Source organism: Gemmiger gallinarum, assembly GCF_014982805.1.
GTDB lineage: Bacteria > Bacillota > Clostridia > Oscillospirales > Ruminococcaceae > Gemmiger > Gemmiger gallinarum.
Window position 1 is genome coordinate 1 of the sequence record NZ_JADCKC010000003.1, and the last position, 26,277, is coordinate 26,277.

Genomic DNA, 26,277 nt, shown 5'->3' on the forward strand with positions numbered 1-26,277 from the left:
CGTCCTGTCGAATTACTTGTTTTTGGAATTGTTTATCGTGTTCTTTCCAAACACGTTCAAGGTTCCACAAGTTTCAGTATTGTTCAATTTTCAAGGTCCTGTGCCGACCGTTTCTCGCGGGCAGCTTATTTATTATATCTCATTGAGTTCCGTTTGTCAAGAACTTTTTTGAAGATTTTTTTGAGCCGCCCGGCCGTTCGGCCGGCGCTGTCTCGCGACAGCTTTTTTATTTTATCTCATCGAGATCTCTTTGTCAAGACCTTTTTGAGATCTTTTTGAGCAGCTTTTCAGTTGCTCATTTACCGGCTTGTCCGTCCTGCTCCGCTCAAAGCGGTGATTCAGGCCCCGGCCGAACCGGTGCAATTATATTACCACGAGGCCAGAACAGAGTCAAGCGCTTTTTCGAGTAAAGTATCACTTTTGTCGTTTTTTACAGTTTATTTACCTCAAAGCGGACGTTTTGACAGTTGTATCACCACTGTTTATACATTGTGTAGAGCCTTTTTCCACCTCAAATTCACAAACTGTATTGGTTTGTTTTTCAGGTTTCGTTTTCTTGCCGTTTTCTATTTCTATACACATTCTTTTTCTTGTATTACGAGATTTCCCAAGCAATGCTGTATGCCTTATATTTCCCCCGTCAATTCGCTGCGCATCCACTTGAGGATCTTTCGTTCCCTGCGGGAGATCTGTACCTGCGTCGTCTTCAGGACACGCGCTGTCTCGCTTTGAGTCTTACCCCCAAAAAAGCGAAGCTTGATCAAAAGACGATCCTGAGGAGAAAGCTTATTCATAACTTCATTCAGGCTGATGCGCTCTGACAAAATCTCTTCAGGAGAATCCACTGGAATATCCCACTCTTTGCCGCTGTCCTCGCTCTCTACCGGCGTGAGGGACAAAGCTGGCAGAGAAGCCCGTATAGCCAGGGCCACCTGTTCAGGTGTAGTGCCGAGGGCTTCGGCCAGCTGGGTAACACTGGGTTCTGTACCATTTTTCTTCAGCGCCCGTTCCCGCTCGGCATTGATCTTGAGGCCCAGTTCCTTTAATGTCCGACTGACCTTGACAGTCCCTCCATCCCGAAACAGTTTCTTGATCTCCCCCAGGATAACCGGCACCGCATAGGTGGAAAAACAGAGGCCGCGGGAACTGTCAAACCCGTCGCAGGCCTTGACCAGACCCAGACATCCAGCCGCATAAAGATCTTCATATTCGATTCCCCGTCCACGGAACCGCCCGGCACAGCAATGGACCAATCCAAGGTTTTTCTGGATAAACTCTCCCCGCCGGGCGCGGGATTCTTCCAAAGAACCGGCAGCCGCCGGAAATTGTGCGGACATACGGTAATCCCTCCTTATCAGATGCGGCCGCACCGGTTTGTGCAGCCTATGTAAGGGGAATCAGCCGCGTGCGGGCAGAGCCTCCTGCACGTCCAGCCTCTTGACCATGGTGACGCGGGTACCGCGTCCAGGCGCCGATGTGACGCGCACCTTATCCATAAAGCTTTGCATCACCGCAAAACCGAGCCCTGCCCGCTCATCGGGATTGCCGGTGGTGTAGAGCGGTTCCATGGCGCGGGCCACGTCCGCAATGCCCACGCCTTTGTCCGATACTGTAATACGGACAACGCCCCCCTCATACAAGGCCGCCCGCAGTGTGATTTGCCCGATGGCTCCGGGATAGGCATGCACAATACAGTTGGTGACCGCCTCCGACACTGCTGTCTTGATGTCCGCCAGCTGCGGGACCGTAGGGTCCGCCTGCACCAGAAACGCCGCCAGGGCCGCCCGGGCAAATCCCTCATTGACGCTGCGGCTGTAAAAGCTGATCTTGACCTGATTGAGCAGTTTCATAATGCTTGCCCCCATTTACACATAATGAATCTTTGCAAGATCCAGCATTTTGCAGATCTGCGGCGGCGGGTTCTGCACCGTCAGGCGCCCTCCCAGAGACGCGATGTACTTGCCCCGGCCAAGGATCAACCCTACGCCGGAGGAATCCATAAAGGTAACCCCGCTGAAATCCAGTGCCAGCAATTCCGGCATCTGGGTGTCGATCTGGGCATCGATCTCCCGCCGCAGCGTTTGGGCTGCATGGTGATCGATCTCTCCCGAAAGATATGCCGCCAGGGTTCCGCCCGCCGGGATGAACCACACCTTTGCCATAGCTTGTCCCCCATTTTTCTGCTTCGGATGGCCGGGCATCGTCTGCCATGGCAAACAAAGAGCCCCGCATACCGGTTTGTGTCCAGTATACGGGGCCATGCCCAAATATTTTGTTGCACTCTGTCGCGCGGCAGAAAAAGATGGGCGCGATGCCTGTGGAGAAGCATCGCGCCCGGGTCGTACTTATTCTGTCTTGCCGCAAGCAGGCGGCTGGTCAGTTCTTTGCTTCCTCCAGCAGAAGCGGACGGGCTTCCGCTGCAAGGTAGAGGCTGCCGCAGACCACCACACCTGCCAGCGTATTGTCATCTGCATAATCTACCGCCTTACGGATGGCCTCGGCAACAGTACCGCCCACCTCGGCATCAAAGTGGAAACGAGCTTTTTGGTACATATCCTCCGCAGAGAGGGCCCGGGGCGTGGCGGGCGCCGTGGTAAACACCTTGGCAAAGCAGGGCTCCAGCTTTTCCAGAAAGCCGTCGCAGTCCTTGTCCGCCACCATACCGATAACCGCCACCAGGTTATCCGCGTATCCGGCATCGGCAAGAGTCTGGGCCAGGCCGGAAGCGCCGTCCGGATTGTGGCAGCCGTCCAGCAGCAGCAAGGGATGCCGCCGCAGCACCTCGATGCGAGCGGGCAGGCTGGCCACACGCAGGCCTTCCAGAATGGCCTCGTCCGAAATATCATAGCCGTATTCCCGCCACAGGGTCAGGGCGATCTCCACCGCCATGGCCGCATGGTTGCCCTGATGACGGCCCGGGAAGTTGAGGGCCACCTCATAGCCGCCGTAGTCAATGCGGTTTTCCAGCGGGCGCCCCTTGCGGCGAACCAGATCCTCCGGCTCGGGGGTAACGATGGTGACATGCTTTTCTGCCGCAGCCGAGAGGATGGGCCCCATGGCCTCGGGAGGCTGGTCGGGATAACAGACCACGGTACAGCCTTCCTTGATAATCCCCGCCTTCTCATTGGCAATCTCCGCAATGGTATTGCCCAAAAGCGCCATATGGTCCATGCCGATGCGGGTAATGGCAGAAACCAGCGTGTTGGGCACCACATTGGTGGCATCGTAGCGGCCGCCCAGGCCGGTTTCCAGCACCACAAGGTCGCACTTTTCCTGGGCGAACCACAGGAACGCCACCGCGGTGACCACTTCAAACTGGACCGGCGCTGGGCCGCCTGCAGCCTGCACGGCATCGGCGGCGTCCAGTACCCGCTCCGTCAGGTCGGCCAGCGTCTCAGGCGGGATCATCCGGCCGTCGATCTGAAAGCGCTCCCGGAAATCGGTGACATAGGGACTGATGGTCAGGCCCGTCTTGTATCCGGCCCGGGTCAGGATGCAGGCTGTCATGACGGCAAGGGTTCCCTTGCCGTTGGTTCCGGCAATCTGGATGCATTTGAGGGAGCGCTCGGGGTTGCCGAGAGCCTCCATCAGGGCGCGCATCCGGTCCAGCGTGGGTTTGCCGCCACCGGGCAGCGCGTGCAGTGCCTCAATGGCCTGTTGTGGTGTCATATGGTATCCTCCCCTTCTTCGGGTGTATTGTTGTAAAACTCACTGTCATCTCTTACGGCAGCGCGGCGGATGCGGGCGTCACGGCTGCGGCGCAGGCTGTCGCGCTCGGCACGCAGGCGGCGGTTCTCCTTTTTGATGGAGTGAAAGGCCATGATGCCCCGCAGAATCAGCAGCAGCACCAGCGAGACCAGCATGCCCGCCACCACGCCGGAAAAGTCGATCCACACATCGGTGAGCTGGGACGAACGGCCTGAGACATACTTCTGAATCGTCTCATCGGTCACGGCGGTGAGCAGCCCGCCCAGCAGCGGCCAGCTGATATGCCGCACAAACCGTGCGGTGTAGACCCGCAGGCAGAGGGTCAGCAGCAGGCCTTCCAGACAGTACTCGGCAAAGTGGGCCAGCTTGCGCACCGAGTGCTCAGACAAAGGTCCCAGGCCGATGCGATCAAGAATGGCATTCATGTAGCGCATAACTTCCTGGCTGCGGGCCGACGAGATCGCGCCCGCCTCCAGTGAGTTGCTGAAAATAAAAGCAATGCAGGCCAGCACCGCCATGGTAAAAATGATGCGGAAAGCGATCAGCCAAGGGCTTGTTTTGTGTTGTGTCATATGATAGGTTCCTCCTGCACGGCCGCCCGGGCCGTGTGTTTCCCCTCCTCCGGACGGGGCATACCCCTGCCCCATCGTACCGACATTATAGCATCGCACCGCCTTGAGGGCAAGCCGAAAGGCCGCGCCTGCGGGAAGGATTTCTCCTTCGCAGGCGCGGCCTTCTTTTCGGCAGTTCTGCCGGTTTTGTATTGTTTTGCCTAACTTGCCGGATCAGCCCAGTGTCTCAATGGACTGGCGGATGTTTGCCTGCTTGTCCTTGGCGGCGGCAAGCTTGGCGCGGACATCCTCCACCAGTTTGGCGGGAGCCTTCTCCACAAATTTGGGGTTGGAGAGCTGATTTTCAAACATAGCCAGTTCCTTCTCGGTCTTGGCCAGTTCCTTGTTCAGGCGGGCCAGCTCCTTGTCCCGGTCAATGAGCTCCATCATGGGAATGAAGCCGCGGGCGGAGGTGGTATTCACCTGCACCATACCGGAAGTAGAGCCCTCATAGCGGTCGGTGAGGGTCACATCGGTGGCGAATGCGAAGCGGGCCAGATAGACCTCGCCCTTGCGGAAGGCCTCGGCGTCCGCCGTCTCGATGACCATGCTGGTCTTTTTGGCGGGATGGACGTTCATGTCGTTGCGCACCGCACGCACCGCCTTGATATAGTCCATCAGCTTGGCAAAGTCCGCTTCCTCCTCCGGCCAGTTGTGCTCGGCGTCGAAGGCGGGCCACTGTTCGGTCATGATGGTCTCGGCGCTGCCGGGCAGGCTCTGATAGATGGCCTCGGTGACAAAAGGCATAAAGGGATGCAGCAGCTTGAGCGCCTGGCTCAGCACGTACACCAGCACCTTGCGGGCGGTGTCGGCCTGCTGCTCGTCGCCGGAGTTCAGACGGGCCTTGCAGATCTCGATATACCAGTCGCAGTAGACCTCCCAGATAAAGCTCTCGATCTTGTCGGCGGCCAGGCCCATCTCGTACTTGTCCAGGTTGGCCGTGGCATCCCGGGCGGTGGTGTTGAGCTGAGTCAGCACCCACTTGTCGCTCATATCCAGCAGGGACACGTCGGGCAGGCCGGGGACAAAGTCCTCGGGCAGGTTCATCTGGACAAAACGGGAGGCGTTCCACAGCTTGTTGGCAAAGTTGCGGCAGGCCTTGACCCGCTCCTCGCTGTAGCGCATGTCGTTGCCTGCGGTGGAGCCCACCACCAGCATCATGCGCAGGGCGTCGGCGCCGTACTGGGCGATGACCTCCAGGGGGTCAATGCCGTTGCCCAAGCTCTTGGACATTTTGCGGCCCTGGCTGTCGCGCACGATGCCGTGGATGAGCACCGTGTCAAAAGGTGCCTTGCCGGTGTAGGCCAGGCCGGAGAAGATCATGCGGGAGACCCAGAAGCCGATGATGTCGTAACCGGTGACCAGGGTGTTGGTGGGATAGAAATACTGGAGGTCCTCGGTCTCCTTGGGCCAGCCCAGGGTGGAGAAGGGCCACAGGGCGCTGGAGAACCAGGTGTCCAACGTGTCGGGGTCCTGGGTCAGGTTGGTGCTGCCGCAGTGGGGGCAGGTTTTGGGAGCTTCCTTGGCGACGATGGTCTCGCCGCAGTCGGCGCAGTACCAGGCCGGGATCTGATGGCCCCACCACAGCTGGCGGCTGATGCACCAGTCACGGGTGCCGTACATCCAGTTGAGGTAGTTCTTGGTGAAGCGCTCAGGCACGAACTTGATGTCGCCCTTTTCCACCGCCTCAATGGCAGGCTTGGCCAGAGGTTCCATTTTGACGAACCACTGCTTGGACACCATGGGCTCAATGACGGTATGGCAGCGGTAGCAGGTGCCCACCTCATGCTTGAGGGGCTCGGTGGACTTGAGGTAGCCGCCGGCTTCCAGGTCGGCCAGAATGGCCTTGCGGGCTTCCATGGCGGTCATGCCGGCATACTTGCCGCAATCGAGAACGTCGGGTTCATCGGCGGCGGCGCGGCCGCTGGCCTTGAGGGCATCGGCGGCAGCCTTGTCGGCAGCGCCGGTCATATGGCCGTCGTAGGTCAGCACCCGGATCATGGGCAGGTTGTGGCGCTTGCCCACCTCAAAGTCGTTGGGGTCATGAGCAGGGGTGATCTTGACCACACCGGTGCCCTTTTCCATGTCGGCGTGCTCGTCGCAGACGATGGGGATTTCCTTATTCAGCAGGGGCAGAATGACATGGCAGCCGTGCAGATGGGCATAGCGGGGGTCCTCGGTGTTGATGGCAACGGCGGTATCGCCCAGCATGGTCTCGGGACGGGTGGTGGCCAGCTCCAGCATTTCGCCGGTCTCCTTGACCTGGTAGAGCAGGTGCCAGAAGCTTCCATCCTTTTCCTCATACTCCACCTCGGCATCGGAGATGGAGGTGTTGCAGTGGGGGCACCAGTTGACCATGCGGTTGCCGCGGTAGATGAGCCCCTTGTCATACAGGCGGACAAACACGTCCTTGACAGCGTCGGAGCAGCCTTCGTCCATGGTGAAGCGCTCCCGCTCCCAGTCGCAGGAGCAGCCCAGTTTTTTCAGCTGGCTGACGATGCGGTTGCCGTACTTTTCTTTCCATGCCCAGGCGCGCTCCAAAAATCCGTCGCGGCCCACCATCTCCTTGGTCAGGCCTTCCTCCTGCATGGCGGCGACGACCTTGGCCTCGGTGGCAATGGAGGCATGGTCGGTGCCGGGGACCCACAGCGCGGCGTAACCCTGCATCCGCTTGTAACGGATGAGGATGTCCTGCCAGGTCTCATCCATGGCGTGGCCCATGTGCAGCTGCCCGGTCACGTTGGGCGGGGGCATCACGATGGTGAAGGGCTTTTTGCTGCGGTCGATCTGTGTGTGGAAATATCCCTTGTCACACCAGTCCTGATAGATGCGGTCCTCGGTGCTTTGGGGATCGTACTGTTTGGCGAGTTCTTTTGCCATATCCTGCGTCCTCCTGTCTGTTTGGTGCGGGACGAAAAAAGCACGGCCGTCCCGGGATGTGAATCCTCATGGGACGGCCGTGCTGATGCACAAACCGCGGTACCACCCAAATTGCCTGCCCGGCATACTGATTGCCATGGCACAGGCCCCTTGAACGCCCGGTAACGGGGGCGAAACGGAGCGGACTAGGACGCATTTGCGCCGTTCCCCCGCCCTGCTTGAAGGTGACAGCCGCCTGCGGCCTTTACCGGGTTTCCACACTCCCCGGCTTTCTGGAAAAGGCTGATGCCCGCGGCACTCCTTCGCACTGCATTTCGATACCGTTAAGTTTAGTGCAGAACGCCGCGCTTGTCAAGCCGCCGGGCGGGGTTTTGCACATACCGGTGTGCAGAAATCACTTTTTTCACCGGCATCAGCCGTTTTTGATGTTGACCCGGAGAAGCAGGATCGTACCCACCACGCCGCAGACAACGCCCAGCACTGCAAAAAACCAGGGCAGCGCGGCAAGGAGTTGTTCTTCCTCCAAAGGAATTATATTGTTCATCTGGGACGGAACGATGCAGAATGCCATGAAGGCGATATACAGAACCACACCGCCCCTGGTGCCGAAGGTCCTTACAATCCCGCTGCCGAACACCGAGAATGCCACGGGCAGCAGTGCGGCGGAGGCCCAGCCCCACCACGGGATCAGCGAAATCATATCCAGCACCGGGCGCCCGCCCGCAAAGGTTGCCGCCCAAAGCATCTGCAAAAGCACGGTAGTCAGCATGATGGCTGCGCCGTACAAAGCCCCCAGGGCCCAGATGCCCGCTACCACGCGGCGGCGGCATACCCCCAGGTTTACCGCCAGTGCAAAATAGACACCGGTCAGGGTGACGCTCATGCAAAACACCACCAGGATACCGCCGATGAATGCCGCCATGCCGGGAATGCCCAGGGCAACACCCTCCGAGCCGAATATCTGTTCCGCGATCAGCATCACGACCGAAACCAGCAGCCACAGGCCGAACTGAATACACCAGTATGTCAGCATCGTGCCGCGGCCCAGACACACCTGACGCCACACATAACTCGGGAAAGAATATCCGCCTTTTGTCTGTATTGCAGTTGTCACAGCTGCACCACCGCCCTTTCCATTCCTTTGCGGGCCAGCACGCCGAACACGATTCCCGGCACCGCAAACACCAGGCAGACGATTGCCCAGAAGGGCGTAGTCAATGCCACGGGGCTAAAAAATGCCGGGATATCGTCAAACAGGCAGACCAGTTCAATGCCCACACCCAAGAACCACCCGGCACACCAGGTCACGCCCCAGATCACGTTGCGGAGTCTGCCTTTTGACATCTGCATGATAAAAAGCACGACCTGCACCTGGGAGATCGACGGAATCACCAGCACCGGGATCGTATACAGTCTGACGGGCGCAACCTCGGGGGAAGCGGCAAGATTGGTCAGCAGCACGGTGATCCCCACAAAGAAAGCAACAAGCAGCAGCCCCACGACTTCCAGGCTCCAGAAGCAGCTTGCCCGCCGGGCGCCGAAACTCATGGCCAGGTTGGCCGTAGCCCAGCTGTTGGAGATCATCAGTGCCGGGAAGATCACGCAGAACATGGACATGACGTTGCCGTAGGTTTCAAACAAACTGATGTCCGTCAGCCGTATCCCGGCCAGGAGCAATGCGGTAAAGCCGCCCAGCACCACAACGGTGTAAAAAATCAATTCCCGATAGAGACGAAGTACCCGGGTCATTCCTCACCCCTCCTCGTCGCCGTGACCGCAAAGGGCCACGAACACATTCTGCAGGTTCATGCCCGCCACCGTCAGGGCCGGATCATCGGCAAGCGCCGCAAACAGCCGGGCATCGCCGCGGACGGCGGCCATCTTGTGTGCGCCCAGTTCCTGCACCTGCAAAGGCTGCACACCGTGTCCGGCAAGGGCTGCATCCAGCGCCGTCTTTTCTCCCGAGACATAGCGGAACTCGTCGATCAGTTCCTCGGTGGGACGGTCGGCAATGATGTGTCCCTCGTCCAGGACGATGACCCGCTCAAACACACCGGAGGCTTCCTCAATGATATGGGTGGAGACCAGGAAGGTCCGGCCGGTGGCGGCGTATTCCTCCAGCAGCATACGGTAAAACTTTTCCCGCATGATGACGTCCAGCCCCGCGGCGGGCTCGTCCAGAATAGTGATGGGAGCCTTGGACGCCAGCGCTGCCGTGATGGTGACCATGCTCATCTGGCCTTTGCTCAGCTTGGCAATGCGCTTTTTGCGGTCAATGCCGAACTTTTCGATCAGGCTGTCGGCCATGGCCTTGTCCCAGTGGGGACAGAACAGCTGCCCCGCGTACAGATATTCCTTCACCGAGATCTGGGCAGTCTCAGCGGTGGCGTTGAGTTCCCGGGCAAAGCAGAGTTCGCTCAGGGCGCGGGGGTTTTCCCACACCGGTTCGCCGCCGTAGGTCACCTTGCCCGCATCCATGGTGTTCTGCCCCGTCAGGATGCTGAGCAGTGTCGTCTTGCCTGCACCGTTGCGGCCGATCAGGCCGTAAATGCAGCCTGGTTCAATGGTAAGGTTGAGATCAAGCAGCACCTGCTGCTTGCCGTAACTTTTGCAAAGGCCCTCGGCCCGCAGTACGCGGCCGTCCGCCGGATTGGTTCTTTCCATCATTTCAGTCCCTCCTCTTGGGATACGTCGCCCACAAGCTGCAGCAGCTCTTCCCGCGACATGCCCAGGCGCATTGCTTCCCGCACAAGGGCGCGGACCTGCTCCCCGGCAAAGGCTTTGCGCCGCCGGGTCTGCAGGGTTTTCAGTGCACCCTCGGCCACAAACATGCCGATGCCCCGCCGTTTGTACAAAAGACCTTCGTCCACCAGGCGGTTGATGCCCTTGGCTGCTGTGGCCGGATTGATGTTGAAAGCCCGTGCCAGTTCATTGGTGCTGGGCACCTGGCTTTCCTCCGGATATTCCCCGCGCAGAATCCCGTCTTCCAGCATCTGCGCGATCTGCTGGTAGATCAGGTTTTGGTCGTTCAGGATTCCTTTCAACTCCGGTCCCCCTTTCTTTTTCCCGCAACGCACCTTGAAACAGGCGTCCCTGTTCACCGGTTCATTACTTGTGTAATTAACCATACCACCATTTCACCATTTTGTCAATGGCTCGCTCCTCTGTGGCGGCAATTTTACATATCGCCATGCGGGAAGGCATAAAAAAGCCCCGCAGATTTCGCGCATCTGCGGGGTCTGTCACTTTTGCCTCTTGGCAAAAGTCCGTTTTCTTTTGTGTTTTGCTTTCAAAAAGGATCAGCCCAGACTGATGCCCATGGAGCGTGCGACGTTGAGCATGTCGCAGTCATCGGGCACGCCGCGGGTCTTACCGGCAATGTCGATAAGCGGGTTGGAAGTGACATGGCGGTTGACCATGGCCACCGTCACGCCGTAATGCTCATCCGCCACCAGGCTGGCAGCGTAGGAGCCGAACTGCGTCGCCAGCACACGGTCATAGGCCGAAGGCGAACCGCCGCGCTGCATATGGCCCGGCACACAGATGCGGGTCTCGGCACCGGTCATCTGCTGAACCTGCATGGCAATGCGGTTGGTTGCGGTGGTATAACCTGCCTCGGCACGCTTGGCAGTCCACTCCTTGCGCTTCATCTTGGCTTCCGCCGTGGAGAGGGCCCCTTCTGCCACCGCCAGGATAGAGAAGTTTTTGCCCGCCTTGGCACGCTTTTCCACTGCCGCGGCGACCTTGTCGATGTCATACGGATGCTCGGGGATGAGGATGATATCCGCACCGCCCGCAATGCCGGAATACAGCGTCAGCCAGCCTGCCTTGTTGCCCATGATCTCGATGCACATAACGCGGCTGTGGCTGCCGGCCGTGGTGTGGATGCGGTCGATGACCTCCGTGGCAATGTCCACCGCAGTGTGGAAGCCGAAGGTCACATCGGTGCCGTAGATGTCGTTGTCAATGGTCTTGGGAAGGCCGATGATGTTGAGGCCTTCCTGGCTGAGCAGGTTGGCCGTCTTGTGGGTGCCGTTGCCGCCCAGGCAAAGCAGACAGTCCAGTTTGGCCTCTTTGTAGGTCTTTTTCATGGCTGCGACCTTGTCGACCTTGTCCTCCTCGACCACCCGCATCTTTTTGAACGGAGTACGCTTGGTGCCGAGAATGGTGCCGCCCACCGTCAGGATGCCGGAAAACTCCGACGGGTCCATATCTCGATAGTTGCCGTTGATGAGTCCGTCGTATCCGTTCATAATACCGACGATCTCAACCTTGTCCCCCATGCGCTGGTACAGAGCCTTAGCTGCCCCGCGAATGGTTGCGTTCAGGCCCGGGCAGTCGCCGCCCGAAGTCAGGATGCCAACACGCTTTTTCATTGAGAAGTACCTCCCTCCGCCCGACCGGTTCCGGTCGATATGGCGTTATCGACGCCGCAGCTCTGCCAGCTGCCTGCGTCTTATAGTATAGGTTAAATTTACCGCGTTTTTCCCCGCTTTGTCAATACAAACAGGATGGTTCCCCACGGTCTTTTAGGTCGGAAAGACTATCAAAAAACTTTTTTGGAAAACTTTGAAAAAAGCTGTTGACAAAATGATATTCTCCCGCTATAATAGATAACCGTTGAGGGCAGCGCCAAACGGCAAGCCCAAAACCCTGATGGGGATTCGCATAATGGTAGTGCAGCGGACTCTGACTCCGCCCGTGGGAGTTCGATCCTCTCATCCCCAACCAAAACCGCAGCAGCGAGGTTGCTGCGGTTTTTTTATCGGGGTGTAGCGCAGTTGGTAGCGCGCTTGGTTCGGGACCAAGAGGCCGTGGGTTCAAATCCCGTCACTCCGACCAGAAAAAGGACTGTAACCGAAACGGTTGCAGTCCTTTTTCCTTTTCTTTTTTCTCCTTCAATCTCTGGACTCCCCGGTAATTCCCTTTCCCTTGTTCCTGCTCTTATGTGCCTCCCTCTCCCCCACAACTTGTCATACCGGCGGAAAGTACAGCCACACAGTTCCGCATTGACAAAAGTCCTTTCTCATGATAAAATATACAAGTTCAGCTGGCATAGCTCAATTGGCAGAGCAGCTGATTTGTAATCAGCAGGTTGCAGGTTCGATTCCTGTTGCCAGCTCCAACCGCAGCCGCGATCCATATTGCCGAATCTTGGCCATGGATCGCGGCTTTTTTATTTTGCGCCGGAAAGTCCGAAATAAATACACAACAAAAAAGCCGCCCGCGCACTAAGACACGGACGGCTTTTTCACGAGGCTTTTGCCCGTCAGGCGAGATTAGTCGCTGACGTAGGGCATCAGAGCCATATGACGGGCGCGCTTGATGGCAACCGTCAGCTCACGCTGATGGAAGGCGCAGGTGCCGGTCACACGGCGGGGAATGATCTTGGCACGCTCGCTCACGTACTTGCGCAGGCGGGGCAGATCCTTGTAATCGATATGATCGATGCGGTCAACGCAGAAGCTGCAAACCTTTTTGCGGCCGCGATGCATGGGGCGAGACGGACGCTCGCTTCTCTCCATAGCCATGTCAGTTACCTCCTTATCAGAGTATGAAATCGAAATCAGAAGGGCAGATCTCCTTCGTCCTCAATGACGGCAAAGTCGTCATTGGAGCCGGCCGAGTAGCTCGGAGCCGCAGGCTGTGCGGCAGGACGGGAGTAATCGGCCATGGGGGCCGGAGCGGGCTGAGCTGCTCCGACAGAGTTGGAGGATTTGGGGCCTGCAAAGTTGATGTTGCTGGCCACGATCTCGACAGCAGTGCGATTGTTGCCGTTTTTATCCTGATAGCTGCGGGTCTGGAGACGTCCGTCAACGACGATCAGAGAACCTTTCTGGAAGTAACGGCAGACAAACTCTGCGCTACGGTCCCAGGCAACGACATCCAGGAAGTCCGCCTGGTTCTGGCCGTTGGCGTCCTTGCGTCCACGGTCACAGGCGATGCGGAAAGACGCAACGTTTTTGCCCGTCGTCGTCTGGCGCAGCTGAGGGTCCGCCACAAGGCGGCCCATGATCGCAACAACATTCAGCATGATGTCTTACCTCTCTTACTCTTCCTCAGCAATGATGATGCTGCGGAGAACACCCTCGGTGATCTTGTAGACGCGATCCAGCTCCGCCGGGAAATCGGGGTTGCTGGTGAACTTGATCACGGTGTAAACGCCCTCGGTCTGGTCGTTGATGGGGTAAGCCAGACGCTTTTTGCCCCACTCATCGACAGAATCGATCGTACCATTTGCCTCAATCAGGGACTTGAACTTGCCAACCAGAGCGGCGGAAGCCTCCTCGTCCAGAGCGGCATTGGTAACCAGCATGGTTTCGTACTTAGCCATTTCTGTGCACCTCCTTTTGGACATAAGGCCCTCTTTTGCAAGGGCAAGGATACCCGAAAAAAACTTTCCGGGGTTGTGTCGTCTCGACACAGCAATTTATTATACCAAGTGTGTCACTGCTTGTCAAGGCATGTCACACGGAATTTCTGCGGTGTTGCGACGGCATCCGAAAAAAGAGACCGCCCTGCCTTTCAGAGCGGTCTCTTTGATGGCATTTATAAAGGAGAAATTATGCCAGAATGGGCTTGATGGCCTCAGCCAGCTTGTCCTTCTGGGCCTGAGCCTCTGCCAGGTCCTTGCCCAGAGTGGTAAAGTAGGTCTTGATCTTGGGCTCGGTGCCGGAAGGACGCACCACCACCGTGGCGCCGCTCTCGAGAGCATAGATCAGGACGTTGGCTGCGGGCAGCCCCGTCTCCTCCGGCTTCTTGTAGTCGGTGACCTTGACCACCTTGTCGCCGGCAAAATCCTTGGGCGGATTTTCGCGCAGGCCCGCCATAATGCCGGCCATCTTGTCCATGCCGGACAGGCCGGGGAACTCAAAGCTGTCAACCTTGTTGAGGTAACGGCCGTACTCGGCATAAATGCGGTCCAGCTCCTCCTTGATGGAGCTGCCCTTGGCGCGGTAGTAAGCCGCCATCTCGCAGATCAGCATGCTGCCGATGATGGCATCCTTGTCGCGGACGTAGGGACCTGCCAGATAGCCGTAGCTCTCCTCGAAGCCGAAGATGAAGCGGTCCACCTGACCGTCGGCCTCCAGCTTGGCGATCTGGTCGCCGATCCACTTGAAACCGGTCAGCACGTTGCGGCACTCCACACCATAGTGGGCGGCCACCTTGTCGGCCAGCGGGGTGGAGACGATGGACTTGCACATGACGGGGTCCTTGGGCATAGTTCCCTGCTCAATGCGGCCGGCGCAGATGTAATCCAGCAGCAGAACGCCCACTTCATTGCCGGAAAGCAGCTCATAGCTGCCGTCCTTGCACTTGACGGCAATACCCACACGGTCGGCGTCGGGGTCGGTGGCCAGCATCAGGTCGGCGCCGTTCTTCTCTGCCAGCTCCAGGCCAAGGCGCAGAGCCTCGAAGATCTCGGGGTTGGGATAGGGGCAGGTGGGGAAATTGCCGTCCGGGTCCTTCTGCTCGGGAACGATGGTAACGTCGGTGATGCCGATGTCCGCCAGAACATGGGTGACGGGGACCAGGCCGCTGCCGTTGAGCGGGCTGTACACCAGCTTGAGGCCTGCGGTCTTGCAGATGCCGGGACGGATGGAACGGGCTTCAATGGCCTCGTACAGAGCGTTGATGCAATCGTCGCCCACATACTCGATCAGGCCCTTCTCCATGCCCTCGGCAAAAGGCATGGTCTTGGCTCCGGTGAGGATGTCGGTCTTCTGGATCTCGGCATAGACAATGTCAGCGGCCTCATCGGTCATCTGGCAGCCGTCGGGACCGTAAGCCTTATAGCCGTTGTACTTGGCAGGGTTGTGGCTGGCCGTGACCATGATGCCGGCATTGCAGTGATAGTAGCGGGTGGCAAAAGAAAGCGCAGGCACCGGCATCAGATGCTCATAAATGCGCACGTGGACGCCGTTGGCGGCCAGAACTTCGGCCGCGGCCTTGGCAAACACATCGCTCTTGATGCGGCTGTCGTAGCTGATGGCAACCGTCTGGGTGCCGCCCTGGGTTTTGACCCAGTTGGCAAGGCCCTGGGTCGCCTGGCGCACAACATAGACGTTCATGCGGTTGGTGCCGGCGCCGATGACGCCGCGCAGACCCGCCGTACCAAATTTGAGAGCGATAGCAAAACGATCCTGAATCGCGGCGTCATCTTCCCGGATGCTTTCCAGTTCCGGTTTGAGGTCCGCGTCATCCAGATCGGCTGCAAGCCATCTCTCATACATTTCTTTATACATATGTGACCACCTTCGCTTTCCAAGTTGCTCCATTTTTGGGCAAAATCACTGTTACAAGATAAATATACCAATCTGTAACGATATTGTCAATGAAAACGCCCGGTTTCGAGCCGTTTTTTGCCCGCCTGACCTTGTTTGCAGAGCCCCCGGGCGGTATACTGAGAATAAGAATACAGTTTACCGGGCAGTTTGCCCACTCAAACTGCCGGTACAGGAGGGCTGCACGTGTTTGCCAGGGTGATGAGTTTCGGCGTGAGCGGAATGGACGGCTACCCGGTGGGTGTCGAAGTGGACACCTCCGGCGGGCTGCCTCAGTTTGCCATAGTAGGCCTGCCCGACTCCGCTGTCAAAGAAAGCTCCGAGCGGGTGCGCAGCGCGGTAAAGAACCTCAAATACCCCTGGCCCGCCAGCCGCATTACCGTCAACCTCTCCCCTGCCGACGTGCGCAAAACCGGGCCGGTCTACGATCTGCCCATCCTGCTGGGCATACTGGCCGCCGAGGGCACCTTGCCCGCTCCTGACGCCCATCAGGCCTTTTTGGGGGAATTGAGTCTGGACGGCAGTCTGCGGCCGGTATCCGGCGTACTGCCCATGACTCTGGCCGCTGCCCGCCACGGCATCCGGGAGCTGTTTGTTCCGGCGGAAAATGCTGCGGAGGCCGCCGCGGCGGAGGGGATCACTGTCTACCCGGCCCACACCGCCCGGCAGGTAGCCGCTCATCTGGCAGGCGACACTTCCCTGTCCCCCGCCCGGCATGAGACATACAATGCCGACCAGACCTGGAACGGTCCCGACTTTGCCGATGTCCGGGGACAGGAGGAAGCACGCCGGGCGCTGGAGGTCGCGGCGGCAGGCGGACACAACATCCTCCTCATCGGCCCGCCGGGCACCGGAAAAAGCATGCTGGCCAAGCGGCTGCCCGGCATTCTGCCGCCCCTGAGCTACCAGGAATCACTGGAGACCACCGCTGTCTACTCGGTGGCGGGGCTGCTGCCCGAAGGCGGGCTGCTGCACCAGAGACCCTTTCGCAGTCCTCACCATACCACCAGCGCTTCGGCCATATCGGGCGGCGGCAGCGTCCCCCGCCCCGGGGAGGTCAGCCTGGCCCACAACGGCGTGCTGTTTCTGGATGAGCTGCCCGAGTTTTCCCGGGAGACACTGGAAGCCCTGCGCCAGCCGCTGGAGGATCGGATGGTCACCGTCAGCCGGGTACACGGCAGCGCAGTGTTCCCCTGCCGTTTCATGCTGGCCGCCGCCATGAACCCCTGCAAGTGCGGTTACCTGGGCCATCCCACCCGGGCCTGCACCTGCACCCCTGCCATGGTGGAACAGTACCGGCACCGCATTTCGGGGCCGCTCCTCGACCGCATCGACCTGCACATTGGCGTGCAGCCGGTGGAATACAGTGCTCTTGCTGCCGAACACGGCGGAGAATGCAGCGCCGATATCCGGGCCCGGGTCATGGAGGCCCGCGCCCTTCAGCTCAAACGCTATGAGGGTACCGGCGTTCGCTGCAACGCCGATCTGCCCAGCGGCATGCTGCGCCGCTACTGCCGCATGGACACCGGCGCCGAACGCCTGCTTCGCGGCGCCTTTGAACGTATGGGCTACAGCGCCCGTGCCTACGACCGCATCCTGCGGGTGGCACGCACCATTGCCGATCTGGATCACAGCAAAATGATTACCGCCGCCCATCTGTCGGAAGTTCTGCAGTATCGCAGTCTTGACCGCGGAGGCCGGAGATAAAACACAAAAAGGACATCTTCTCAAAGGGGAAAACTCCCCCGCGAAAAGATGTCTTTTTCTATATGCTATTGAAATGCCATTGACAATGTTTCGGATCAGAACCGCGTGAGGTCAACGACCCGGTCGGCGGCCGATATGAAAGCGCGGTAATCCTCCACCATTTCCTGCAAATGCTTTTTGCCTTCGTCTGTGGCGATGAAATACACCCTGGCCGCATCCCCGTCGGGAGGGACCTCCGTCTGTCGGATAAACGCCTGACGCTGCAGACGGTTAAGCGGAGAACTCAGTTTGTCAAAAATCAGTGCCTGGTCGGTCAATTCCGTCAGTTGCCGGCGAATCTCATACCCGCACATGGCTCTGCGGCACAAAAGCGTCAGCACCAGCATGTCCACCACATCCCGCTGCAGCAGCTGTTTCAGGATTCCCGGTTTCCATATCCGCGGTTTGGGGGTTCTCGGCATAGCGTTCTCCTTTGGCTCAAAAATACCGCACCACAGCCGGTCAAAAACCGACGGGGTCTCAAATTCCGGTAGATTATTATATCAAAGAATGTGCCATGTGACAAGAATTCCGGCAGCGGCGGGCCCCCTGCCCCGCCTTGTCTTTTACCGCCGAAGCATGTATCCCACCTGAAACACTGTTACAATGTCGTTTTGCAGGTCCAGCTTGCGGCGCAGGTGGGTGATATGCATATCGGTGGTACGGCTGCGCACCGGTACCGAGGTGCCCCAGATGCGGTCCAGCATTTCCTCCCTGGTGACCGGGCGTCCGATCCGGCCCAGAAGGCAGCCGAACAAAGCACACTCCGCAGGGGTCAGCTGCAGCTCATTATCCCCGCGCAAAACCCGGCCGGTCTGAAGATCCACGGTCAGTTCCCGGTACCGCACCTTACCGCGGGGGATCCTGGGTTTACGTTTGTTCACTGCCTGCCGATTATTGGTCATAGACATATGGGTTCGACCTCCTTTTTCCGGATGCTTTGGGCGTCACCCTTCTGTGTCCAGCGGTGCGCCGCGCCATTCATATTGCCCAATCAGATTTTGGGCCAGAGCCCACGCCGCTGTCAGCGACAACAGCAGAATCAATACCACGGCCCAGGACAGCGAATAGGGGCTGCCGTCCAATGTACTGTACCCCTGCGTCGAAAGCAGCGCTGCCCCGTGAAACAGCGGATAGGTGCCCAGCCACTCAATTCCGCCGGACATTCCCGACAGGGAAAGCAGCGGAGGCAGGCACCAAATGACCGCGCTCACAAACATGGCCGGGAGAAAATTTCCCAGAGCCTGTCCCAGCCACAGAGTCACCGCCGTCATCAGCAGGCAGGCAGCCACCCGGCACAGGACCCAGAACACCAGCAGATCACTCAATCGGATGGCCCGGGGCAATGTTTCAAAGCCGGAAATGCTCATGGCCGGGGCTCCTGCGGCCGGCAGTCCGTAGTCCCGCAGAATCTGCCAAAGATGGGGCAGGCAGGTCGTCAGGGCAATGCATACTGCCAGCAGTCCGCTCTGCATCAGTTTGGCCCGCACGGTGTGCCGGCGTCCCAGCGGCGTTGTGCAGAGGATCTCCTCCATGCCGCCCCGCCGCTCCATGGCAAACAGCCCCGCAAAGCAGACGGCACACAGCAGCCCCGCATACAGCGTGTCCTGAACATCCGCCGTCCCCGTCAGCCCGAACAGTTTCATGTAACCGGTCTCGTACACCGGCCAGGCGCCGGGGTGCTCTTTGAGGTAGGTATTGATGCGGTCGTCCACCACCCTGCAGTAGACGTTGTACTTCTGCTGCAGCGCGGTGTAGGCATACATGGCTTCCGGCGGGGCGGTCCCCGCCTGGATCATCTGCTGTGTTTCCAGCATGGGGGTGAATTCCTCCCCCTGCTGCGTCAGCCAGTCGGCCCGCTCCTGAGTGAAGGGACCGGAGATTGCCTTCATGTAGTAAGCGTAATAGATTTCATCGGCATCGATGTAACTTTGGGCCGACGCCCCCTGATAGATGCCGAACGCCAAAAACACTGCGGCAAAAACACCGGCTCCGCAGGAAACCAGCAATTTCCTGCCTTCCTCTATAAATACGACAGTCGGCCGCGTTTTGTGGCAAATCTGCAAAGAAAATTTATTTTTTTCTGCTGTAAGCAGTTGGGCCCGGGCAAATACCAGGCAGAATGCCCCGGCGAACGCTGCCGTATACCCTGCCGCAGCCGTCCATTCCACCAGCGGCAGACCGATGGGGCTGCCGAACCAATAGAGATTCCGATAGTTGCCCAGCAGTTCGTTGGTCTGCAGCAGGCTGGCAAGATTTGCATACTTAACGACGTTGAGCCGTCCCGTAGCAGGAATCCATTCCCGCACGCCATACATGGCCACCGGCACTGCCAGGGCAGCCGTCCACCCGGCCGAGGCACGCCGGGCATACAGTGCCGCCAGCATGACCCACAATCCCATGGCAAATGCCCCCGCCCACTTGGCCAGCAGGAACCGCAGCAGATACTGCCCCACCGAGATCTGCATGGTACAGCGCATGAGGGCGGGCACGCTCTGAATGGTGCGGGTCACCGGCCCCAAACCAAAGGTCGCCCCGCAATAGGCAAGGTTGACGCCGTACAACACCATAAGCACCGCCAGCAGGCTGGTGGCAAACGCCGCCAGCTTGGCCAATGCGGTCTGAAGCCTTCCGCCGGGAAGGCTTCGCACAAGTCCCAGCAAACCGCTGTCCCGCTCCCTGCGCACAAGAATCAGCGCCAGAAGAAGCATGGCCGCCAGCAGGATCACATCGGTGAAGGCATAGGAAATGGCCATGTACAATCCTTTTTGCGGATAGTAGCGGATTTGGGTCTCTCCCAGGCCGGCATATACGTCGGCCGTCATCTCAATGTTTTTGAGGTCGTAGCCGGACTCGTCATTTTGAAAAATGGAGATGCCCGCCAGCTGCCCTGCCTTGGTCTGCACGCTTTCCAAAAATTCCGGATAGGCCGCTACCGTGTCGTATTCCCCGCAAAGCTCACTGAACAGACGGTAGTCTGTATTCAGGTCTCCGGTATACAGTGGATAGCTTTTATCCCTGTAGCTTTGTTCATAGGTATCGAACAGCTCGGCGTTTTCCTCCCGGTAATTGGAAAGATAGCTTCCGCCATAGGCAAGCTGACGGTAATAGTTGTCGATTTTGAGGATACTCTCATACTGAGTGAGGCGGTCGTGCAGAAAAGTGCCCATTTCTTCCATGGACATGGAAGAGAGTTCGGCGCCGACGGCACGGTAAGCCGAGGCCGGCGGCTGATCGGCCGTGGGCCGGGTGCCCATCCAGAGCAACAGCAGGTTCGCCGCCGCCAGAACTGCCAGCAGCATGGGGAAAACCTTGTCTCCCCAGACTTTACGCAGCTCTGAAAAATAAATACTCATGCCATTTACCGACCTTTCCCTTTAGCGTCCGTCCCCTTCCCCGAACACCGAAAGATAGACATCCTCCAGTCCCCCGCCCGGCGCATACCGTTCCACAAGCTCCGGCACTGGAGCCACATCCACGATCTGCCCTGCCCGCAGCAGAACCACCTTGCTGGCAACGCTTTCCACGTCCGAAACCACGTGGGTCGCCACCAGAATGATGCGGTCGGCGGACATCTCAGCCAGAAGCGTCCGCAGCCGGACACGTTCCCGAGGGTCAAGTCCTGCCGTGGGCTCATCCAAAATCAGAAGTCTTGGGTTTCCCAGCAGCGCCGATGCCAGCAGAAGCCGCTGCTTCATGCCGCCTGAATAGGCTCCCAGACGCTTGTCCAGTTCCCCCGCCAGATTGACCGCCTGAGACACCCGAGCAACCTCCTCCGACACAGATTTGCGAGGGATCTCCTTGAGGGCCGCCATATAGGCAAGAAACCGGCGGCCGGTATAACTGTCATACAGGCCCTGCTGCTGGGGCATGTAGCCGAGAATCCTCCGGAACCCGATGCCCCGGGCCGGATGCCCGCACCAGAGCACCTCCCCGGAATCGGGGGCAAGTCCGCCGGTTATGATCTGGATTAATGTACTTTTTCCCGCACCATTTGGGCCCAGAAGTCCGTACAGTCCGGGCCCCAGCGTCAGGCTGACCCCGGCCAGAGCCCGCTTGACGCCGGGACCCGTGCCAGCCTTTTTGCGCAGCAGCGGTCTTGGCAGCAGATAGCTTTTGCGCAGGTCATCCAGAGTCAGAGCAGGGATTTCAGCTTTGTCGTTTTGCATAAAATGCTCCCTTTCTTTGTTGGGGAAGGTCCGCCGCAATGAAATGTTTTTCTTGAATATCATACTGGGAGCATGTTTCAAAAACGTATCACCCCGGGGTATTCCGTGAGGGGAAACAAACTCTCTGCACGGGGAAAATGTGCCGTCATTCTGACCTTTTGAACGAGCTGCCTTTCGGCAGGGAAGGCCGGGAGCAAGATGTTTTATCAATAAAATATATGGATTTTTGAGCAGGCCTGTGCCATACTAAAAACAACTTGTTTATTTAATAATTTCGAGGTTAAAGCAATGCCTGATCGCCCCGAGTCACGACAAATACGAAGTGGTACCATCGCAGGAATGCGTGAATCCATGAAAAAGACCGTCACCGAAATGATGGTCTTGTTTTTGCTGCGCCAAAAGCAAATGTATGTCTACGAAATGTCTCAGGAAATCAGCCGTCTGACCAATGGCGTTTATACTTTTAACACATTATATCTGGCAATTTACCGCCTGCAGGAACGTGGACACATAAAAGAAGCCGGTAAACGTCAGGCCGACAATCGGGTTCGCGTTTATTTCAAAATCACCAAGTCCGGGCAGGAGTATCTGCACGACCTGCTGGAAGAGTACCGTCTGCTGACGGATTCATTGGATCGTCTGCTGGCTTTGGATGGAACATTGTATCCTGAGGAATGACGGCGGCCCTTTCTCATCCGGTCCGCTCTTTCCGGTAAAATTTTGGATAGTTCAGTTTTCCCGCAAGACGGCAAAAAGGCCTCCAGCTTTCAAGCTGGAGGCCTTTTTATATTCTGCCCTGCTGCAGCCGGGCAGGCCGATTTACAGTCAGTGGATGAAGGCGTCATGGATGGCGGCCACCGCACGGTCGGCATCCGTCTTGTCGATGATGACGCTGATCTTGATCTCGCTGGTGGAGATCATATGGATGTTGATGCCCTGATTGAACAGAGCCTCGAACATGGAGGAAGCCACACCGGAATGGCTCTGCATACCGGCACCAACGATGGAAACCTTGGCATAGTCGGTGCTGACCTTGATGTCACCGCCGCCGAAGCGGTTCTTGTTCTCATTGAGGACAGACAGAGCGGTCTGGGCCTCGGTGAGAGGAACGGTAAAGATCAGATCCTTGCTGTTGTCACGTCCGGAGCTCTGCAGGATGATATCCACATTGATGTTGCGCTGTGCCAGCAGGCTGAACACCTTGAAGGACATGCCGGGCACATCCGGCACCTCCATGATCGAAATGACGGCTACGTTCTCGTCCTTGGCCACGCCCTTGATCAGCATACCTTCCACTTTCGTTTCCTCCTTCACAATAGTACCGGGAACGGGGTTCAGGCTGGAGATAACTTCCAGCTCAACTCCGTATTTTTTGGCGAGTTCTACACTGCGGTTGTTCAACACCTGTGCGCCCAGACTGGCAAGCTCCAGCATCTCGTCAAAGGTGATTTCCTTGAGCTTGGTAGCCTTGGGCAGTTTGCGCGGATCGGCGGTATAGACGCCTTCCACGTCGGTGAAGATCTGGCAGCGGTCGGCATGCAGCGCCGCAGCCAGCGCCACAGCGGAAGTATCGCTGCCGCCGCGGCCCAGGGTTGTGATGTCATCCGAACGGTTGAGGCCCTGGAAGCCCGCCACAACCACCACACGGTTGCGGGCCAGTTCGCTTTCCAGGCGTTCGGTATTGATACGCTTGATGCGCGCCTTGGTGTAGGAACGGTCGGTGGCAAAACCTGCCTGCCAGCCAGTCAGGCTGATGGCGGAAATGCCCAGTTCCTGCAGCGCCATGGTGAGCAGCGCAATGGAGATCTGCTCGCCCGTGGACAGCAGCATATCCATCTCCCGGTCGGAGGGGTTGCTGGATATCTCAGCCGCCTTGGCAATCAGGTCATCTGTCGTGTCGCCCTGGGCCGAAACCACAACCACAACGTCGTTGCCCGCCTTGCGGGTGTTGGCGACGATACGCGCCACGTTGAAGATCCGGTTGCGGTCCTTGACCGAGGTACCACCAAACTTTTGTACGATCAGTCCCATATCGTGAAATTCCTCCCCATTCATTCGCCGCGGTATGCCCGAAGGCCAGCCCGCAGCCGGTTTCTATTTACACGGTCACTGCACAGTTGCGCCGATATTGTCGGCCAACAGCCGGTGAACGGTGAACGCCTTGAGTTTTTCATCGGCCGCCAGCGCTGCCGATGCCCGTTCAAAGAATTCCTTATCATTACGGCGGACTACCGCCATGATGGTCGGCCCTGCACCCGAAATATACACGGCCAAAGCGCCCATGTCAAGTGCCAGCTCAAAAACCTCGTCCCCGCCGGGGATCAGAGGCAGGCGGTAGCTCTGGTGCAGGGCATCCTTGGTGGCAACCCCCAGCAGCTCATAGTCGCCGTCGCAGAAGGCCGCCGTGGCCAATGCCGCACGGGACAGATTGTAAACGGCATCCTTATGGGATACCATCTGGGGCAGGGCCGCGCGGGCCTTGGCGGTCAGCAGGCCAAAGTTGGGCACAAAGGCCGCAAAGGCCAGCTCCTCGTCAATATGCTTTTTGACGGTATAGACCTGACCCTCGTCGTAGACGCTGGTGACAAAGCCGCCCAGCATGGCAGGCGCCACGTTGTCGGGATGACCCTCAATGGCGGTGGCCAGGGTCAGCATCTGGCGCTTGGTCAGGCGGTCTCCCAGCAGGGCGTTGGCCCCCAGGATGCCCGCCACAATGCAGGCGGAGCTGGACCCCAGGCCCCGGGCCATAGGAATGTCGTTGCGCTGGGTGATGCGCAGGCCGGGCAGCGGAATGCCCAGCTGATCGTAGACCGCCCGGGCGCTGCGGAAAACCAGATTGTTGGCTCCCGCCGGGACCCGCGTGTTGTCCACCGAGGAAATATAGATGCGGTCGGCCTCCTCAAAGGTAAAGACGTTATGCATCGAGAGCGCAAGGCCCAGAGAGTCGAAGCCGGCGCCGACGTTGGCGCTGGTGGCAGGTACGGTGACCGTAATCATTGTATGCAGTTCCTCCCTTTGGCGTTACGCCGGCATCTGTTTGAGGGCCAGCAGCAGCTCGCAGCCGCGGGCCTTCATTTCGACGGCCAGCGCATCGATCTGCGCCCGGGTGGCGTTGTGCACCCGGCAGACGGTCTGGCCGTTTTCGGAGCGGACCGGCTCCATGGGCAGCGAGAAGCCATAGGCTCCGCCCCGCACCCGCACGCACCAGCTGCAGGGCTTTTTGTCCTCCAGCATATGGTCCAGCTTTTCAGCGGGCTGCCAGAAAAGGCTGTCATGTACCGCCGCGCCCTCCTTGAGAGCGTCGATCACATCGGCAACCACGGCGCTGGCGGTGGGCAGCTTGCCCGCGCCCTTGCCGTAGAAAACCACATCGCCCAGCATGTCGCCCTTGACGAGGATGGCATTGAACACGTCGTCCACACCGGCCAGCTGGTTGGTGTCCGGCACCAGCATGGGCTCCACGCCGGCGCTCAGGCCGCCATTCGCCTCCTCCCGGTACCAGGCGATCAGTTTGATGACACATTCCAGCGATTCCGCCGCCTTGACATCCAGGGAGGTCAGCTCCCGGATGCCCCGGGTGGGAATGTTATCCGGGTAAACATGATGCCCGCAGGCCAGGCTGGCCAGAATGGCGATCTTGCGGCAGGCATCCCGGCCGTCCACGTCATCACCGGGGTCCTTGGTCTCGGCGTAGCCCAGCTTCTGGGCCAGGCGCAGCGCCTCATCAAAGCTCATGCCCTCCCGCTTCATCTTGGTCAGCATGAAGTTGGTGGTACCGTTGACGATGCCCTCGATCCGGCTGATGTGGTTGGCCGCCAGGCACTGGTGCATGGGGGTGATAATCGGGGTACCGCCGCCCACGCTGGCCTCGAACAGAAAGGCCGCTCCGTGTTCCCGCGCCAGAGCCAGCAGCTCGGCGCCGTAGGTGGCAACCATTTCCTTGTTGCTGGTGCAGACGCTGCGGCCGCTCTCCAGGCAGCGGCGCACATACGGATAGGCAAAGCGGGTACCGCCGATGGTCTCCACCACTGCCTTTACCTCCGGGTCGGCCAGGATGATATCCAGGTCCTTGACAAACAGCGCCGCATCCGGACTGTCGGAAAAGTCCCGCACATCCAGAATGTATTTGACCTCAACGGGTTCGCCTGCACGGCGGGCAATGGCTGCGGCATTTCTGCGGCAGACTTCCAGCACACCGCTGCCGACTGTGCCAAACCCCATGATCGCGATTTTTGCCATGTGTAATCTCTCCCCTCAAAACTACCGGCGCGGCTTCAGGTGCCGCGATGGACCTCGACCACATTGGGCTGACGCGAAAGATGCATCAGCATGTTTTCGACGCTCATCTGCATCATGCCGGTCCGCACAGTGACCTCCACCTGGGCGGCACCGTTCTCCGGCCGGGACTGAGTGATCGTCACGATGGATGCCCCTGCCGACGAAATGCCCGACAGCAGGCTTTGCAGCGCGCCGGTCTTGTCCAGAAGCGTCGCGATAACGGTGATCGTCTCGCGGCCCGTCTCGGCATCAAAGACACAGTCCTTATATTTGTAAAACGCGCTGCGCGAAATGCCTGCCCGCCGTGCCGCCGCCGAAATGTTGGTCACTTTCCCCGCAGCCAACAGCTGCTTGGCTTCCAGCACTTTGAGAAAAACGTCAGGCAAAACCGACGTGTCTACCAAAAGGAAACGTCGTTCGCTCATATTGTCCCTCCCTCAAGTACATTTGTTTCTGAAACAAGGATAATCATACCACGTGTGTACGCGTCGTGCAAGCAAAAATGCCTGATTTGTCCCCCGTGGACGCATTTTTTGGCATTCGTCACATCTTTCAACCAAAATTTGTTTTTCATTTTTGGCGCTATGACCTATTGCAAAA

General features: G+C 58.6%; 26 protein-coding genes and 3 tRNA genes. 6 read left to right on the plus strand and 23 right to left on the minus strand.

Annotated elements, in window-relative coordinates:
• Positions 1-279 (plus strand): hypothetical protein (locus INF35_RS13710; protein WP_207728298.1); only part of this gene is annotated, 279 nt, incomplete at its 5' end.
• A 347-nt stretch (positions 280-626) separates the two neighbouring features.
• Here INF35_RS13710 and INF35_RS09215 read toward each other — a convergent pair.
• The 11 genes from INF35_RS09215 to INF35_RS09265 all read right to left on the minus strand — a co-directional run bounded on the left by INF35_RS09215 (position 627) and on the right by INF35_RS09265 (position 11,575).
• Positions 627-1,337, minus strand: coding sequence for a sigma-70 family RNA polymerase sigma factor (locus INF35_RS09215; protein ID WP_193501806.1), 711 nt, complete (start codon positions 1,335-1,337; stop codon positions 627-629).
• A gap of 60 nt (positions 1,338-1,397) precedes the next feature.
• Positions 1,398-1,850, minus strand: a complete 453-nt coding sequence (gene spoIIAB, locus INF35_RS09220; RefSeq protein WP_193501808.1) for an anti-sigma F factor — start codon at positions 1,848-1,850, stop codon at positions 1,398-1,400.
• Between the two features lie 15 nt (positions 1,851-1,865).
• On the minus strand, positions 1,866-2,162 hold the full coding sequence (locus INF35_RS09225; RefSeq protein ID WP_193501810.1) for an anti-sigma factor antagonist: 297 nt from the start codon (positions 2,160-2,162) through the stop codon (positions 1,866-1,868).
• Between the two features lie 214 nt (positions 2,163-2,376).
• A complete protein-coding gene (locus INF35_RS09230) occupies positions 2,377-3,669 on the minus strand; it encodes a bifunctional folylpolyglutamate synthase/dihydrofolate synthase (RefSeq protein ID WP_193501812.1) in 1,293 nt (430 codons plus the stop codon).
• Positions 3,666-4,280, minus strand: a complete 615-nt coding sequence (locus tag INF35_RS09235; RefSeq protein ID WP_193501814.1) for a VanZ family protein — start codon at positions 4,278-4,280, stop codon at positions 3,666-3,668. Before INF35_RS09235 ends, INF35_RS09230 begins: the two co-directional genes overlap by 4 nt.
• Positions 4,281-4,493: 213 nt before the next feature.
• Positions 4,494-7,199 carry a valine--tRNA ligase gene (locus INF35_RS09240; RefSeq protein WP_193501816.1) on the minus strand — a complete coding sequence of 902 codons (2,706 nt, stop codon included), beginning with the start codon at positions 7,197-7,199 and terminating at the stop codon, positions 4,494-4,496.
• Positions 7,200-7,611: 412 nt separating this feature from the next.
• Positions 7,612-8,232, minus strand: coding sequence for a hypothetical protein (locus INF35_RS09245; RefSeq protein ID WP_193501818.1), 621 nt, complete (start codon positions 8,230-8,232; stop codon positions 7,612-7,614).
• A 77-nt stretch (positions 8,233-8,309) separates the two neighbouring features.
• Complete coding sequence (locus tag INF35_RS09250) at positions 8,310-8,948, minus strand: hypothetical protein (protein ID WP_193501820.1); 639 nt, start codon at positions 8,946-8,948, stop codon at positions 8,310-8,312.
• A 3-nt stretch (positions 8,949-8,951) separates the two neighbouring features.
• Positions 8,952-9,866 (minus strand): ABC transporter ATP-binding protein, encoded by a 915-nt coding sequence (locus INF35_RS09255; RefSeq protein ID WP_235983196.1) that lies wholly within the window; start codon positions 9,864-9,866, stop codon positions 8,952-8,954.
• The gene (locus tag INF35_RS09260) at positions 9,863-10,243 is read right to left on the minus strand and encodes a GntR family transcriptional regulator (protein WP_235983197.1); all 381 of its coding nucleotides are present in this window, start codon (positions 10,241-10,243) and stop codon (positions 9,863-9,865) included. Before INF35_RS09260 ends, INF35_RS09255 begins: the two co-directional genes overlap by 4 nt.
• A 255-nt stretch (positions 10,244-10,498) precedes the next feature.
• Positions 10,499-11,575, minus strand: a complete 1,077-nt coding sequence (locus INF35_RS09265) for a 6-phosphofructokinase (protein ID WP_193501824.1) — start codon at positions 11,573-11,575, stop codon at positions 10,499-10,501.
• A gap of 281 nt (positions 11,576-11,856) precedes the next feature.
• Here INF35_RS09265 and INF35_RS09270 point away from each other — a divergent pair.
• From INF35_RS09270 to INF35_RS09280, 3 genes are all read left to right on the plus strand, one after another.
• Positions 11,857-11,930, plus strand: a tRNA-Gln gene (locus INF35_RS09270).
• Between the two features lie 35 nt (positions 11,931-11,965).
• Positions 11,966-12,041, plus strand: a tRNA-Pro gene (locus INF35_RS09275).
• A 207-nt stretch (positions 12,042-12,248) separates the two neighbouring features.
• Positions 12,249-12,324, plus strand: a tRNA-Thr gene (locus tag INF35_RS09280).
• 154 nt (positions 12,325-12,478) lie between these two features.
• Here the strand turns inward: INF35_RS09280 and rpsR are convergent.
• The 4 genes from rpsR to INF35_RS09300 form a co-directional block, all read right to left on the minus strand.
• Positions 12,479-12,730 carry a 30S ribosomal protein S18 gene (rpsR, locus tag INF35_RS09285; RefSeq protein WP_193501826.1) on the minus strand — a complete coding sequence of 84 codons (252 nt, stop codon included), beginning with the start codon at positions 12,728-12,730 and terminating at the stop codon, positions 12,479-12,481.
• A 35-nt stretch (positions 12,731-12,765) separates the two neighbouring features.
• Positions 12,766-13,233 carry a single-stranded DNA-binding protein gene (locus INF35_RS09290; protein ID WP_193501828.1) on the minus strand — a complete coding sequence of 156 codons (468 nt, stop codon included), beginning with the start codon at positions 13,231-13,233 and terminating at the stop codon, positions 12,766-12,768.
• 15 nt (positions 13,234-13,248) lie between these two features.
• On the minus strand, positions 13,249-13,533 hold the full coding sequence (rpsF, locus tag INF35_RS09295; RefSeq protein WP_193501830.1) for a 30S ribosomal protein S6: 285 nt from the start codon (positions 13,531-13,533) through the stop codon (positions 13,249-13,251).
• Between the two features lie 229 nt (positions 13,534-13,762).
• The gene (locus tag INF35_RS09300) at positions 13,763-15,445 is read right to left on the minus strand and encodes a phospho-sugar mutase (RefSeq protein WP_193501832.1); all 1,683 of its coding nucleotides are present in this window, start codon (positions 15,443-15,445) and stop codon (positions 13,763-13,765) included.
• 225 nt (positions 15,446-15,670) lie between these two features.
• Between INF35_RS09300 and INF35_RS09305 the strand changes: the two genes are divergently transcribed.
• Complete coding sequence (locus INF35_RS09305) at positions 15,671-17,191, plus strand: YifB family Mg chelatase-like AAA ATPase (RefSeq protein ID WP_193501834.1); 1,521 nt, start codon at positions 15,671-15,673, stop codon at positions 17,189-17,191.
• A gap of 95 nt (positions 17,192-17,286) precedes the next feature.
• Here the strand turns inward: INF35_RS09305 and INF35_RS09310 are convergent, their stop codons facing one another.
• From INF35_RS09310 to INF35_RS09325, 4 genes are all read right to left on the minus strand, one after another.
• The gene (locus tag INF35_RS09310) at positions 17,287-17,652 is read right to left on the minus strand and encodes a PadR family transcriptional regulator (protein WP_193501836.1); all 366 of its coding nucleotides are present in this window, start codon (positions 17,650-17,652) and stop codon (positions 17,287-17,289) included.
• A 144-nt stretch (positions 17,653-17,796) separates the two neighbouring features.
• Positions 17,797-18,141 (minus strand): winged helix-turn-helix domain-containing protein, encoded by a 345-nt coding sequence (locus tag INF35_RS09315; protein WP_193501838.1) that lies wholly within the window; start codon positions 18,139-18,141, stop codon positions 17,797-17,799.
• 36 nt (positions 18,142-18,177) lie between these two features.
• A complete protein-coding gene (locus INF35_RS09320) occupies positions 18,178-20,586 on the minus strand; it encodes a hypothetical protein (protein WP_193501839.1) in 2,409 nt (802 codons plus the stop codon).
• 21 nt (positions 20,587-20,607) lie between these two features.
• Positions 20,608-21,399, minus strand: a complete 792-nt coding sequence (locus INF35_RS09325) for an ATP-binding cassette domain-containing protein (protein WP_193501840.1) — start codon at positions 21,397-21,399, stop codon at positions 20,608-20,610.
• A gap of 351 nt (positions 21,400-21,750) precedes the next feature.
• Here INF35_RS09325 and INF35_RS09330 point away from each other — a divergent pair, with 351 nt between their 5' ends.
• A complete protein-coding gene (locus INF35_RS09330) occupies positions 21,751-22,077 on the plus strand; it encodes a PadR family transcriptional regulator (RefSeq protein WP_235983198.1) in 327 nt (108 codons plus the stop codon).
• A gap of 147 nt (positions 22,078-22,224) precedes the next feature.
• On the opposite strand, the gene INF35_RS09335 is transcribed toward INF35_RS09330, so the two are convergent.
• From INF35_RS09335 to INF35_RS09350, 4 genes are all read right to left on the minus strand, one after another.
• Complete coding sequence (locus tag INF35_RS09335) at positions 22,225-23,430, minus strand: aspartate kinase (protein ID WP_193501842.1); 1,206 nt, start codon at positions 23,428-23,430, stop codon at positions 22,225-22,227.
• A gap of 75 nt (positions 23,431-23,505) precedes the next feature.
• A complete protein-coding gene (gene thrB / locus INF35_RS09340; protein ID WP_193501843.1) occupies positions 23,506-24,396 on the minus strand; it encodes a homoserine kinase in 891 nt (296 codons plus the stop codon).
• Positions 24,397-24,420: 24 nt separating this feature from the next.
• Positions 24,421-25,638 (minus strand): homoserine dehydrogenase, encoded by a 1,218-nt coding sequence (locus INF35_RS09345; RefSeq protein ID WP_193501844.1) that lies wholly within the window; start codon positions 25,636-25,638, stop codon positions 24,421-24,423.
• 35 nt (positions 25,639-25,673) lie between these two features.
• Entirely contained in the window at positions 25,674-26,102 is a 429-nt protein-coding gene (locus tag INF35_RS09350) for an ACT domain-containing protein (protein WP_193501846.1), read from the minus strand.
• Between the last annotated feature and the right edge of the window lie 175 nt (positions 26,103-26,277).

Coding starts and splice junctions, on each gene's coding strand:
- INF35_RS09215 (WP_193501806.1), bottom strand. CDS start 1,337: ATGTCCGCACAATTTCCGGCGGCTGCCGGTTCTTTGGAAGAATCCCGC.
- spoIIAB (WP_193501808.1), bottom strand. CDS start 1,850: ATGAAACTGCTCAATCAGGTCAAGATCAGCTTTTACAGCCGCAGCGTC.
- INF35_RS09225 (WP_193501810.1), bottom strand. CDS start 2,162: ATGGCAAAGGTGTGGTTCATCCCGGCGGGCGGAACCCTGGCGGCATAT.
- INF35_RS09230 (WP_193501812.1), bottom strand. CDS start 3,669: ATGACACCACAACAGGCCATTGAGGCACTGCACGCGCTGCCCGGTGGC.
- INF35_RS09235 (WP_193501814.1), bottom strand. CDS start 4,280: ATGACACAACACAAAACAAGCCCTTGGCTGATCGCTTTCCGCATCATT.
- INF35_RS09240 (WP_193501816.1), bottom strand. CDS start 7,199: ATGGCAAAAGAACTCGCCAAACAGTACGATCCCCAAAGCACCGAGGAC.
- INF35_RS09245 (WP_193501818.1), bottom strand. CDS start 8,232: ATGCTGACATACTGGTGTATTCAGTTCGGCCTGTGGCTGCTGGTTTCG.
- INF35_RS09250 (WP_193501820.1), bottom strand. CDS start 8,948: ATGACCCGGGTACTTCGTCTCTATCGGGAATTGATTTTTTACACCGTT.
- INF35_RS09255 (WP_235983196.1), bottom strand. CDS start 9,866: ATGATGGAAAGAACCAATCCGGCGGACGGCCGCGTACTGCGGGCCGAG.
- INF35_RS09265 (WP_193501824.1), bottom strand. CDS start 11,575: ATGAAAAAGCGTGTTGGCATCCTGACTTCGGGCGGCGACTGCCCGGGC.
- rpsR (WP_193501826.1), bottom strand. CDS start 12,730: ATGGCTATGGAGAGAAGCGAGCGTCCGTCTCGCCCCATGCATCGCGGC.
- INF35_RS09290 (WP_193501828.1), bottom strand. CDS start 13,233: ATGCTGAATGTTGTTGCGATCATGGGCCGCCTTGTGGCGGACCCTCAG.
- rpsF (WP_193501830.1), bottom strand. CDS start 13,533: ATGGCTAAGTACGAAACCATGCTGGTTACCAATGCCGCTCTGGACGAG.
- INF35_RS09300 (WP_193501832.1), bottom strand. CDS start 15,445: ATGTATAAAGAAATGTATGAGAGATGGCTTGCAGCCGATCTGGATGAC.
- INF35_RS09310 (WP_193501836.1), bottom strand. CDS start 17,652: ATGCCGAGAACCCCCAAACCGCGGATATGGAAACCGGGAATCCTGAAA.
- INF35_RS09315 (WP_193501838.1), bottom strand. CDS start 18,141: ATGTCTATGACCAATAATCGGCAGGCAGTGAACAAACGTAAACCCAGG.
- INF35_RS09320 (WP_193501839.1), bottom strand. CDS start 20,586: ATGAGTATTTATTTTTCAGAGCTGCGTAAAGTCTGGGGAGACAAGGTT.
- INF35_RS09325 (WP_193501840.1), bottom strand. CDS start 21,399: ATGCAAAACGACAAAGCTGAAATCCCTGCTCTGACTCTGGATGACCTG.
- INF35_RS09330 (WP_235983198.1), top strand. CDS start 21,751: ATGAAAAAGACCGTCACCGAAATGATGGTCTTGTTTTTGCTGCGCCAA.
- INF35_RS09335 (WP_193501842.1), bottom strand. CDS start 23,430: ATGGGACTGATCGTACAAAAGTTTGGTGGTACCTCGGTCAAGGACCGC.
- thrB (WP_193501843.1), bottom strand. CDS start 24,396: ATGATTACGGTCACCGTACCTGCCACCAGCGCCAACGTCGGCGCCGGC.
- INF35_RS09345 (WP_193501844.1), bottom strand. CDS start 25,638: ATGGCAAAAATCGCGATCATGGGGTTTGGCACAGTCGGCAGCGGTGTG.
- INF35_RS09350 (WP_193501846.1), bottom strand. CDS start 26,102: ATGAGCGAACGACGTTTCCTTTTGGTAGACACGTCGGTTTTGCCTGAC.